The 11,947-nt window shown below is 64.2% G+C and carries 11 protein-coding genes; 10 read left to right on the top strand and 1 reads right to left on the bottom strand.

Going from position 1 to position 11,947, the window contains the following annotated elements; genetic code table 11:
- Positions 1-37: 37 nt before the first annotated feature.
- A complete protein-coding gene (locus QFZ83_RS14365; protein ID WP_307507470.1) occupies positions 38-1,363 on the bottom strand; it encodes an amidase in 1,326 nt (441 codons plus the stop codon).
- Positions 1,364-1,577: 214 nt separating this feature from the next.
- On the opposite strand from QFZ83_RS14365, the gene rpsB reads away from it, so the two are divergent.
- The 10 genes from rpsB to QFZ83_RS14315 all read left to right on the top strand — a co-directional run bounded on the left by rpsB (position 1,578) and on the right by QFZ83_RS14315 (position 11,944).
- On the top strand, positions 1,578-2,333 hold the full coding sequence (gene rpsB, locus QFZ83_RS14360) for a 30S ribosomal protein S2 (RefSeq protein ID WP_013541740.1): 756 nt from the start codon (positions 1,578-1,580) through the stop codon (positions 2,331-2,333).
- Positions 2,334-2,414: 81 nt separating this feature from the next.
- Positions 2,415-3,338 (top strand): translation elongation factor Ts, encoded by a 924-nt coding sequence (tsf, locus tag QFZ83_RS14355; RefSeq protein WP_280806974.1) that lies wholly within the window; start codon positions 2,415-2,417, stop codon positions 3,336-3,338.
- 96 nt (positions 3,339-3,434) lie between these two features.
- Positions 3,435-4,157 carry a UMP kinase gene (gene pyrH, locus QFZ83_RS14350; RefSeq protein ID WP_013541738.1) on the top strand — a complete coding sequence of 241 codons (723 nt, stop codon included), beginning with the start codon at positions 3,435-3,437 and terminating at the stop codon, positions 4,155-4,157.
- Between the two features lie 11 nt (positions 4,158-4,168).
- The gene (gene frr, locus QFZ83_RS14345; RefSeq protein ID WP_007836991.1) at positions 4,169-4,729 is read left to right on the top strand and encodes a ribosome recycling factor; all 561 of its coding nucleotides are present in this window, start codon (positions 4,169-4,171) and stop codon (positions 4,727-4,729) included.
- Positions 4,730-4,737: 8 nt separating this feature from the next.
- A complete protein-coding gene (gene uppS / locus QFZ83_RS14340) occupies positions 4,738-5,457 on the top strand; it encodes a polyprenyl diphosphate synthase (RefSeq protein WP_306876693.1) in 720 nt (239 codons plus the stop codon).
- 21 nt (positions 5,458-5,478) lie between these two features.
- Positions 5,479-6,324: a phosphatidate cytidylyltransferase gene (locus QFZ83_RS14335; RefSeq protein ID WP_306876692.1), complete on the top strand. Its 846-nt coding sequence runs from the start codon at positions 5,479-5,481 to the stop codon at positions 6,322-6,324.
- Positions 6,321-7,508, top strand: a complete 1,188-nt coding sequence (gene ispC / locus QFZ83_RS14330) for a 1-deoxy-D-xylulose-5-phosphate reductoisomerase (RefSeq protein ID WP_307507464.1) — start codon at positions 6,321-6,323, stop codon at positions 7,506-7,508. Before QFZ83_RS14335 ends, ispC begins: the two co-directional genes overlap by 4 nt.
- Before the next feature lie 24 nt (positions 7,509-7,532).
- Positions 7,533-8,903, top strand: a complete 1,371-nt coding sequence (rseP, locus tag QFZ83_RS14325; protein WP_306876690.1) for an RIP metalloprotease RseP — start codon at positions 7,533-7,535, stop codon at positions 8,901-8,903.
- Positions 8,904-8,941: 38 nt separating this feature from the next.
- Positions 8,942-11,398: an outer membrane protein assembly factor BamA gene (gene bamA, locus QFZ83_RS14320; protein ID WP_306876689.1), complete on the top strand. Its 2,457-nt coding sequence runs from the start codon at positions 8,942-8,944 to the stop codon at positions 11,396-11,398.
- Positions 11,399-11,944 (top strand): OmpH family outer membrane protein, encoded by a 546-nt coding sequence (locus QFZ83_RS14315; protein ID WP_306876688.1) that lies wholly within the window; start codon positions 11,399-11,401, stop codon positions 11,942-11,944. It begins immediately after the preceding gene.
- Positions 11,945-11,947 lie beyond the last annotated feature (3 nt).

The following is an 11,947-nucleotide window of genomic DNA, read 5'->3' as shown; positions in this document are numbered from 1 at the left end:
CGGCTGACGCCCGTGAGGCGGCGTGGACAGCTATTGGCTATTGGTTCTGCAGCGCTCGCTCCGCCTGCAGGGCGATGGCGAGCACGGCGTCATCATGCAGTGCGGCGTGCCACAGCATCAGGCCGACCGGCAATTCGCCGGCGGCGTGGCAGGGCAACGAGATGGCGCAGCCGTCGAGCATGTTGACGATCGACGGGTTGCGCAGCAGCAGCGCGTTGACGCGGAAGAATTCGTCGTCGCGCTCGACTCCCGGCGCCACGCTGGCGATCGACGGTGCGGTGGTGGGCACGGTCGGCGAGAGCACGGCGTCGAAGGACGCAAGGGTCGCCTCAACGCGGGCGATCCAGGCGCGGCGGGCGTTGATGAGGTCGATGTATTCATGCGCCTTCATCGTGGCGCCGCGCACGATGCGCTGGGCCACGCGCGGGTCGTAGCCTGCGCCGCTGCGCTCCAGCAGCAAGCGGTGCCAGGCGTGGGATTCGGCTGCCGAGAAGCCGCCCGTGGCGTTGATGGATTGCAGGTCGGCCAACTCGGGTAACTCGATTTCGTCGATGCGTGCGCCTGCGCTGCGAAGCGCTTTCAGCGCCCGTTCGAACGCGGCGGCCACGGCCGGCTCGATGCCGTCGAAGAAAACGTTCTTCACGACGGCCAGCCTGTAGGCGGCAAGTGGCGCTGTGCCGGCCGTCACGCGGCGGGCCGAGAGGATCTCGTGCACAGTGATGGCATCGCGCACCGAGCGCGTCATGGCGCAGACGGTGTCGAGCGTGGTCGACAGGGGCAACGCGCCATCGGCCGGCACGAGGCGGGCCGTGTTCTTGAAGCCGACGATGCCGTTCAGCGCGGCCGGGATGCGGATCGAGCCGCCGGTGTCGGAGCCCAGGCCGATGAAGGCGGCGCCGCTGGCCACCGAAATCGCCGCGCCGGAAGAGGAGCCGCCCGGGATGCGCGGGGTGGCTTTGTCGCTGACGTTGACCGGCGTGCCGTGGTGCGGATTGACGCCAACGCCAGAGAAAGCGAACTCGCTCATGTTGGTACGGCCGGTGAGTACGCCACCCGCAGCGCGGAGTCGTGCCACTGCAATGGCGTCAGCCTTGGCCGCCGGTGCATGGGACAGGACGACGGACCCTGCAGGCGTCGGTTGGCCGTCGATGTCGAACAAGTCTTTGGACGTGAAGGCGAGTCCGGCGAGCCTGCTTTCAGGATTCGCTTCGGCGGCGCCCTGGCGGGCCTCGTCGAACATCGTGCGGGTGAAAACGTGGGCGCAGGCCGGGGACTGAGAGATTTCGATGGCGCGCTCTATTTCGGTGCGTGCATCGGAGCCACCTGCCTGAAGGGTGAGACGGGCGGCGTGAAGGTCGTTCATGGGTGGGCTGCAGGTGCCGCGGGCGGCTCGGTTTCAAGGGGGAAAGAGGGGCGGCGGCCGTGCTATACTCTTTGGGTTTCGCTGGTCGAGCGACGGCTCCCGTTGCATCCAGCCAAACACATCCGCAAACCGGCCCAATCAAGGTGTTGTGACTCCATTCGAAAGGAGCGCAAAACGGGCTGGATTTTAGACCCAACCTTTGGAGTAATTTCTAATGTCTACCACCATGCGCGAAATGCTGGAAGCCGGTGTCCATTTCGGTCACCAAACCCGCTTCTGGAACCCCAAGATGGCTCCGTTCATCTTCGGCCATCGCAACAAGATTCACATCATCAACCTGGAAAAGTCGCTCCCGATGTTCCAGGACGCGATGAAGTACGCCAAGCAACTCACGGCCAACCGCGGCACGATCCTGATGGTCGGCACGAAGCGCCAGGCCCGTGAAATCGTTGCTGCAGAAGCCCGCCGCGCCGGCGTGCCTTTCGTTGATACCCGCTGGCTCGGCGGCATGCTGACCAACTTCAAGACGGTCAAGACCTCGATCAAGCGTCTGAAGGACATGAAGGCCCAGCAAGAAGCCGGCCTCGACAGCCTGAGCAAGAAGGAGCAACTGACCTTCTCGCGCGAAATCGCGAAGCTCGAAAAGGACATCGGCGGCATCCAGGACATGGCTGCATTGCCTGACGCCATCTTCGTGATCGACGTGGGCTTCCACAAGATCGCCGTGGCCGAAGCCAAGAAGCTCGGCATTCCGCTGATCGGCGTGGTGGACTCCAACCACTCGCCCGAAGGCATCGACTACGTGATCCCCGGCAACGACGACTCGTCCAAGGCCGTCACGCTGTACGCACGCGGCATCGCCGACGCGATCATCGAAGGCCGCAACAGCGCCGGCGGTGACGTGGTCAAGGCCATCGCCGAAGGCAGCAGCGACGAATTCGTCGAAGTCGAAGAAAGCGCTTCGGCCTGATTGGTGCTCTCGCGAGCCTGAAGAAGGGGCTTTGGTGCCCCTTTTTTTTAACCTGATTTTTGGATTTACGGAGATACACAAATGGCTGCAATCACCGCAAGCATGGTCGGCGAACTGCGCGCAAAGACCGACGCGCCGATGATGGAATGCAAGAAGGCTCTGACCGAGGCCGAAGGCAACATGGAAAAGGCCGAAGAGCTGCTGCGCATCAAGCTCGGCAACAAGGCCGGCAAGGCGTCGGGCCGCATCACGGCTGAAGGCGTGGTCACGGCTTTCGTCGACGGCGCTGCCGGCGGCATGATCGAGATCAACTGCGAAACCGACTTTGTCACCAAGAACGACAGCTTCCTGGCCCTGGCCAACGCTGCCGCGATGCTGGTCGCCAAGAACAACCCCGCCGATATCGCCGCGCTGGGCGCGCTGCCCTACGAGCAGGACGGCTTCGGCCCCACGCTCGAAGACGTGCGCAAGGGCCTGATCGGCAAGATCGGCGAGAACATGAGCTTCCGCCGCTTCAAGCACTTTGCCGGCAACGGCAAGCTGGCTTCGTACCTGCACGGCACGCGCATCGGCGTGATGGTCGAGTTCGAGGGCGACGACACGTCGGCCAAGGACGTCGCGATGCACATCGCCGCCATGAAGCCGGTCGCCATTCAGGCATCGGACGTGCCTGCCGACCTGATTGAAAAAGAGCGCGCAGTTGCCGCTGGCAAGGCTGAAGAAGACCGCAAGACGGCCGAAGCCGAGGGCAAGAAGCCGCAGCCGGCCGACATCGTTGCCAAGCGCATCGAAGGCGGCGTGCAGAAGTACCTGAAGGAAGTCTCGCTGCACAACCAGCCGTTCGTGAAGAACGACAAGCAGACCGTCGAGCAGATGCTCAAGGCCGCCAACACCTCGATCAAGGGCTTCACCCTGTACGTGGTCGGCGAAGGCATCGAAAAGAAGGTCGACGACTTCGCTGCCGAAGTGGCCGCGCAAGTTGCAGCAGCCAAGGCCGCTGCTTAAGCCATAAGGCTTCCAACGACGGCGCGTGCTCGCGTGCCGTCGTTTTTTCATCGCTACGTTTTACACTCGTCACCGCCAACTCAAAGGAAATTGCCCATGTCTGATGCCCGCCCAGCCCACAAGCGAATCTTGTTGAAGCTGTCGGGAGAGGCACTGATGGGCGATGACGCCTTCGGCATCAACCGCGCGACCATCGTGCGCATGGTGCAGGACGTGGCCGAGGTCGTGAACATGGGCGTCCAGGTGGCGGTCGTGATCGGCGGCGGCAACATCTTCCGCGGCGTAGCGGGCGGTTCGGTCGGCATGGACCGCGCCACCGCCGACTACATGGGCATGCTGGCCACCGTCATGAACTCACTGGCGCTGGCCGATGCGATGGACAAGCAGGGCCTCGTGGCCCGCGTGATGTCCGCCATCGCGATCGAGCAGGTGGTCGAGCCTTATGTGCGCCCCAAGGCCCTGCAGTACCTCGAAGAGGGCAAGGTCGTCGTGTTCGCGGCCGGTACCGGCAACCCGTTCTTCACCACCGACACGGCGGCTGCGCTGCGCGGTGCCGAGATCGGTGCCGAGCTGGTGCTCAAGGCCACGAAGGTGGACGGTGTGTATTCCGCCGACCCCAAGCTCGACCCCCACGCAACGCGTTACGTCTCGCTCAGTTTCGACGAGGCGATCGCAAAGAATCTCGGCATCATGGACGCCACGGCCTTCGCGCTGTGCCGCGACCAGAAGCTGCCGATCAAGGTGTTCTCGATCCTCAAGAGCGGCGCGCTCAAGCGCGTCGTGATGGGCGAGGACGAGGGCACGCTGGTGCATGCCTAGGAGTATTTGAGATGACCATTGCAGACATCCGCAGTGCGACCGACGCGAAGATGAATCAATCGCTCGCCGCATTCCAGAACAACCTCACCAAGATCCGCACGGGTCGCGCCAACTCGGCGCTGCTCGACTCGATCCATGTCGAGTATTACGGCTCGCAAGTGCCGCTGAGCCAGGTGGCCAACGTGTCGGTGCTCGACTCGCGCACGATCAGCGTCCAGCCCTGGGAGAAGGGCATGGGCGCCAAGATCGAGAAAGCCATCCGCGAAAGCGACCTGGGTCTGAACCCCGCATCGATGGGCGACCTCATCCGCGTGCCGCTGCCCGCCATGAGCGAAGAGCGCCGCAAGGAAATGACCAAGCTGGTTCGCAACGAAGGCGAAACCGCCAAGATCGCCACGCGCAACCTGCGCCGCGATGCGAACGAGTCGGTCAAGAAGCTGGTCAAGGACAAGCTGGCGTCCGAGGACGACCAGAAGCGCGCCGAAGCCGAGATCCAGAAGGTCACCGACCGCCATATCGCTGAAATCGATCGCCTGGTCGCAGCGAAAGAAGCGGAGATCATGGCCGTTTGAGACCCGCCATGGCCTCTTCGCCGCCGCCCATTCCCCACCACGTTGCCGTCGTCATGGATGGCAACGGTCGGTGGGCGACAAAGCGATTCCTTCCCCGCGTGGCGGGGCACAAGCAGGGCGTCGAATCGCTGCGTCGCTGCGTCAAGGCTTGCGCCGACCGCGGTGTGGGTGTTCTCACCGTGTTCGCGTTCTCCTCGGAGAACTGGAATCGTCCCCCCGACGAGGTCTCCGGCCTGATGTCACTGATGGTGGGCGCACTGGCGCGCGAGGTGCCGCGCCTGAGCCGCGACGGCGTTCGGCTGCATTTCGTCGGAGAACGCGGCGGCCTCTCCGCCAAGTTGGTGGCCGGGTTGGTCAGTGCCGAAGAGGCGACCGCGCACAACACGCGGCTCGTGCTCAACATCTGCTTCAACTACGGTGGGCGCTGGGACATCGCCCAGGCCGCGGCCAAGCTTGCCGAGCAGGGCCTTCCGATGACCGAGATGAACATGGACCGCGCCATGGCGCTGGCCCATGTGCCTGACCCCGACCTGTTCATCCGCACCGGCGGCGAGCAGCGGTTGTCGAATTTCCTGCTCTGGCAAAGTGCATACGCCGAGCTCTTCTTCAGCGACAAGCTCTGGCCCGAATTCGACGAGGCCGCGCTGGACGAGGCCATCGCCGCGTTCCAGAGTCGCGAGCGCCGCTTCGGCCAAACCTCGGCACAGGTCTCGACGGCTGCGGCCTGAGAAGGCCTCACAACCTCCCGCATGCTCAAACAACGCATCCTCACGGCGATCGTGCTGCTCGCGATCCTGCTGCCGGCGCTGTTCTATCGAAACTACATTCCATTTGCCTGTGTGATGCTGGTGCTGATCGGCGCGGCCGCGTGGGAGTGGGGGCGCCTGAACGGCTACGGCCAGGGCATGTCGCTGTTCCTCGGCGCCGAGATGGTCGCGCTCTGCGGGCTCTCGTGGTGGCTCGGTCTGCTCCAACAACCGCTGGTCCTGATGTGGATGCTGGCCAGCGCGGCCTGGGTGCTCGGCGGCGCGGCGCTGTTGCGTGTGGCGGTGCCGGGCTGGCCCCGCATTCCGCGCGGGCTGCGCCTGGTCGGCGGCTTGCTGGCGCTGTGGGTCGCGTGGCTTGCCGCCGTGCAGGCCCGAATGGTCGGCATCAACTTCCTGCTGTCGATCCTGGTGCTGGTCTGGGTGGCGGACGTGTTCGCCTATTTCGCGGGCCGCGCCTTCGGCCTGAAGTTCACCCGCGGCAAGCTGGCCCCGGCGATCAGTCCCGGCAAGAGCTGGGAAGGCGTGTGGGGCGGAATGATCGGCGTCCTCGTGCTGGCTGTTGCCTGGGTCTTCGCCGACAAGGCCCTCGGCGCCACGGTGCCGAGCCTCTACACCCGCCTGAACGAGCGCGGCTGGTGGCTGCTCCTGATCGGCGCGGTGTTCCTTGCCGCGATGAGCGTCGTGGGCGATCTGGTCGAATCGCTGATCAAGCGCAGCGCCGGTGCCAAGGACAGCAGCCGCCTGCTCCCCGGCCACGGTGGCGTGCTCGACCGCGTGGATGCCCTCTTGCCGGCACTTCCCATTGCCATGATGCTGGCCTTCCTGTGAACACTCCCAAACAACGCGTCACAGTGCTGGGGTCGACCGGGTCGGTCGGCGTGAGCACGCTCGACGTCATTGCGCGGCATCCTGAGCGCTTCGAGGTCTTCGCGCTGTCCGCAGCCACCAAGGTCGACGAGATGCTGGCGCAGTGCGCGCAGTTCTCGCCCCGGTTCGCGGTCATGGCGAGCGCGCCGCATGCGGCATTGCTGGCAGAAAAGCTCAAGCAAAACAGCCTGCACACCCGTGTATTGATGGGCGATGATGCTATTGAAAAAATAGCTGCGCACGAAGAGGTAGACGCCGTCATGGCCGCCATCGTTGGCGCCGCCGGGCTCGGCCCGTGCCTGGCCGCCGCGCGCGCCGGCAAGCGCCTGCTGCTGGCCAACAAGGAGGCCCTGGTCGTCGGCGGCGAGCTGTTCATGCGCACGGTGCGCGAGGGTGGCGCGACGCTGCTGCCGATCGACAGCGAGCATTCGGCCATCTTCCAGTCGCTGCCCGAGGATCCGTCCACTTGGGCGCGGCGCATCGACAAAATCATCCTGACCGCGTCGGGCGGCCCGTTCCGCACCCGCGCGCCTGAGACCCTGGGCACCGTCACGCCCGAGCAGGCCTGCGCGCATCCTAATTGGGTCATGGGCCGCAAGATCTCGGTCGATTCGGCCACGATGATGAATAAGGCGCTCGAGGTGATCGAGGCGCGCCACCTGTTCGGCGTGTTGCCCGAGCAGATCGAGGTTGTCATCCATCCGCAGAGCGTGGTGCATTCGATGGTGCAGTTCACCGATGCCTCGGTCATCGCCCAGCTCGGCACGCCCGACATGCGGGTGCCGATCGCGGTCGGCCTGGCTTGGCCTGAGCGCATCGAGAGCGGGGCTGCACGGCTCGATTTCCGTCAGATGGCTTCGCTGACTTTCGATGCGCCCGACGCGGCACTCTTCCCCGGCCTGGGTCTTGCGTGGCACGCATTGCGCGCGGCGCCCGGGACGACGGCGGTGCTCAACGCGGCCAACGAGGTCGCCGTCGAGGCCTTTCTGGACCGGCGCCTGCGTTTTGATCGCATTCATGCGGTCAACATGGAAACTTTGGAAGCCGTTGCCCCCTCCAAGCCGGCGTCGCTGGCCGATCTGCTGGCGCTCGATGCCAGCGCCCGTGCGGCGGCCAATGCCGCAGCGCTGCGCTTCGCAGCCTGACTTCCCCCAATCGTTGAGGATCCGATGCTCACTGTCATAGCCTTCGTGGTTGCACTCGGCGTCCTGATCGCGGTGCACGAATACGGCCATTACCGCGTCGCCGTTGCCTGCGGTGTCAAGGTGGAGCGCTTCTCGATCGGGTTCGGCAAGACACTGTTCCGCTGGCAGCCCAAGCGCCAGCATCCGGGGCAGCAGACCGAATTCGTCATCGCCGCCTTCCCGCTGGGCGGCTACGTCAAGATGCTCGACGAACGCGAGGGCCCTGTGGCGCCCGAGGAGCGGCATCGGGCCTTCAACACCCAGCCCCTGCGTTCGCGCGCGGCCATCGTGGCGGCCGGACCCATCGCCAACCTGTTGCTGGCGATCGCGCTTTACACGGCCGTCAACTGGATCGGCGTGGAAGAGCCGGTTGCCAAGCTGGCGCGACCGGTGGCCGCCTCGCTGGCCGAGGCCGCGGGCCTGCGTGGCGGGGAGCACATCACGCGCGCCGGTTTCGACGGCGATCTGACGCCGGTCCAGTCCTTCGAGGACCTGCGCTGGCGCATGACGCAGGGCGCGCTCGACGCTCGCGATCTCACGCTCGAAGTGGCTGGCGAAGACGGCAAGCCTGCGCGCCAACTGGTGCTGCCACTGAGCCGGATGGAGGCCAAGGATGCCGATCCGCAGATGTTCCGCAAGATCGGCTTGCTCGCACCCCTGACCCGGCCGGAGATCGGCGATGTCATGGCCGGCGGCGCTGGCGAGCAGTCGGGCCTGCGCAAGGGCGATCTGGTGCGCGCCATCGGCGAGACCGCCATCTATGACGGGCAGCAGCTGCGCGAGGTGATCCGCGCTTCGGTCGATGGCGTCCAGCCGCGCACCCAGGCCTGGGAAATCCAACGCGGCGGCCAGTCGCTCACGCTCGAGGTGAAGCCCGAGGTGCGCGAGGAGGGCGCCGTCAAGGTCGGCCGTATCGGCGCTTACGTTGGTGCGCCGCCTGACATGGTGACGGTGCGCCAGGGCCCGGTCGACGGTGTCTGGCGCGGCGTGGTGCGCACGTGGGAGATGTCCGCGCTGACCGTTCGCATGATGGTGAAGATGGTGACCGGCCAGGCATCGCTGAAGAACCTGAGCGGCCCGCTGACCATTGCCGACTATGCAGGCAAGTCCGCGAGCCTCGGCCTGACCCAGTACCTGATCTTCCTCGCGGTCATCAGCGTGAGCCTGGGCGTGCTCAATCTCATGCCGCTCCCGGTCCTCGATGGAGGACACCTGATGTATTATCTTTGGGAGGGCCTGACCGGCAAAAGCGTCTCTGACGCCTGGATGGAACGGCTTCAGCGCGGCGGTGTCGCCTTGCTGCTGGTCATGATGTCGGTCGCACTCTTCAACGACGTCACGCGGCTCTTTGGTTAACTTTCTGCCGGCCCTTTCCGTGCCGGCTCAATTCACAGATGAACAAAAACTCCAATCGCTTTCGCCTGCGTAGCGTTGTCGCGGTAGTTGCCAGTGCGCTTGCAGCCACGGCAGCCTGGGCCGTCGAGCCTTTCACGGTGCGCGACATTCGCGTCGAAGGCCTGCAACGCGTCGAGGCCGGCACGATCTTCGCGTCGTTGCCGTTGCGCGTGGGCGATACCTACAGTGACGAACGCGGTTCGGCCGCCATTCGTGCGCTGTTCGACCTGGGGTTGTTCAAGGACGTGCGCATCGACGTCAACGGCAATGTGCTGGTGGTGATCGTCGAAGAGCGCCCGACCATTGCAGACGTCGACTTCGTAGGCACCAAGGAATTCGACAAGGCGGCGCTGCAGAAAGCACTGCGCGAAATCGGCCTGACCGATGGCCGTCCCTACGACAAGGCGCTGGCCGATCGCGCGGAGCAGGAGCTCAAGCGCCAGTACGTGAGCCGCAGCCTCTACAACGCGCAGGTCGTGACCACCGTCACGCCCATCGAGCGCAATCGCGTCAACCTGACGTTCACCGTCACCGAAGGCGATTCCGCACGCATCCGCGAAGTCCACATCGTCGGCAGCAAGGCCTTCAGCGAATCGACGCTGTTGAGCCTGTTCGACCAGGACAGCGGCGGCTTCATGAGCTGGTACACCAAGTCCAACCAGTATTCGCGTGCCAAGCTCAACGCCGACCTCGAAACGCTTCGCTCGTACTACATCACGCGCGGCTACCTCGAGTTCCGCATCGATTCGACCCAGGTCGCCATCTCGCCGGACCGCAAGGACCTGACGGTCACGGTCAACATCACCGAAGGCGAGAAGTTCGTGGTGGCGGGCGTGAAGCTCAACGGCAACTACCTGGGCCGCGACGACGAGTTCAAGTCGCTGATCACCATCAAGCCCGGCGAGCCCTACAACGGCGAACTGGTCACCGAAACCACAAAGGCTTTCAGCGACTATTTCGGCACCTTCGGCTACGCCTTCGCCCGTGTGCAGGCCGTCCCGGACATCGACCGGGTCAACAACCGCGTCACGCTCACGCTGCAGGCAGAGCCTTCGCGCCGTGTGTACGTGCGCCGCGTGTCCGTCGGCGGCAACAACAAGACCCGCGACGAAGTCATTCGTCGTGAGTTCCGCCAGTTCGAAGCCTCCTGGTACGACGGCGACAAAATCAAGGTCTCGCGCGACCGCGTGGACCGCCTGGGCTTCTTCACCGAAGTGAACGTCGAGACCCAAGAGGTGCCGGGTTCGCCCGACCAGGTGGACCTGACCGTCAACGTGGCCGAAAAGCCCACCGGCAGTCTGCAACTGGGCGCTGGCTATTCGAGCGCCGAGAAGGTTGCGCTGACCTTCGGCATCTCGCAGGAAAACGTGTTCGGATCGGGTAATTTTCTGGGCGTGCAGGTCAACACCAGCAAGTACAACCGTACGATCTCGCTGACCACCACCGATCCGTACTTCACGAAGGACGGCATCTCACGCACGATCAGCGTCTATCACACGACGACGCGTCCGTACTCGCAGACCACCGACGGTGACTACAAGCTGGTCAACCAGGGGGCGTCCATCCGTTTCGGTGTGCCGTTCAGTGAGCTCGACACTGTGTTCTTCGGCATCGGGCTCGAACGGTATGCGTTCGACCCGAACTCATCGACAGCGCTCTCGGGGCTCTATACGCCCAAGTCTTATCTGAGATATTTCCAATGTCGGACGAATGCAGCAGGAGAGGGGCTGTGGCCGGCGGGCTGGATCGTGACTGGATGCGACCAGAAGAGCGTCTGGGGCTTGCCGCTCACCATTGGCTGGGGCCGCGACAGCCGCGACAGCGCGCTGGTTCCGACCACCGGGGTCATGCAGCGTGCCAACCTCGAGCTTGGCGCCGGCGGCGACATGCAATACATCAAGACGAGCTACCAATACCAGCAGTTCTTCGCGATCAACAAGCAATACACCTTCGCCATCAACGGTGATGTGGGCTACGCGAAGGCCTTAGGCAGCAAGGTCTATCCGATCTTCAAGAACTTCTATGCGGGTGGCCTCGGCTCGGTCCGCGGTTTTGAGCAGAATTCGCTGGGTCCGCGTGACGTGCCTCTGATTGGCCAGACCGATGGCGCTCCACTGGGCGGCACCAAGAAAGCAGTCTTCAACGCTGAACTCAGCACGCCATTCCCAGGGGCGGGCAATGACCGAACCTTGCGACTGTATGGCTTCTTTGACGTGGGCAATGTGTTTGGGTCGCGCGCCCCGGGCCTGACCGACGAGCAGTACAAGGCGCAGAAAAAGCTGCGCGCTTCCGTCGGTCTCGGCATCAGCTGGATCTCGCCGCTGGGTCCCCTGCGTCTTGCTTATGCTTTCCCCATCAAGTCTCAAAAGGAAGTGCTCGATCCAGCCACCGGCTTCGTGGTGATCCCCAAGGATAGAATTCAGCGCTTGCAATTCCAGATCGGAACGTCTTTCTAAATGAAGCATTTGATTCGCGCCGCAGTTGGTGCGTTGTTGATTCCCGCTTTCGCGATCGTCGCTGCGCCTGCACAGGCGCAGGAGACCTTTCGCATCGGCTTCGTGAATCCGGACCGCGTGCTGCGCGAAGCGCAGCCAGCCAAGGCGGCGCAGGCGAAGCTCGAGGCTGAATTTCTCAAGCGCGAGAAGGACTTGACCGCGCAGGGCGACGCACTGAAGACGGCCTCGGAGAAGTTCGAGCGCGAAGCACCGACCATCTCCGAAAGCCAGCGGGCGACGCGCCAGAAGGCACTGATCGATCAAGACCGCGAGTTCCAGCGCCGGCGCCGCGAATTCCAGGAAGACCTGAATGCGCGCAAGAACGAAGAGCTCCAGCAGGTCTACGAGCGTGCCAACCGCGTCGTGAAGCAGGTGGCTGAAGCTGAAAAGTACGACGCCATCCTGCAGGAAGCGATCTACATCAATCCGAAGCACGACATCACCGACAAGGTGATCAAGGCGCTGAACGCGTCGGTCGGCTCCACAGCGCCCGCGGCCGGCAAGTAACGC

The organism is Variovorax sp. W1I1 (assembly GCF_030815625.1).
GTDB classification, from domain to species: Bacteria; Pseudomonadota; Gammaproteobacteria; order Burkholderiales; family Burkholderiaceae_C; genus Variovorax; species Variovorax paradoxus_C.
Note: the sequence above shows the minus strand (reverse complement) of the source record. Positions and strands in the feature narration are given on the sequence as shown.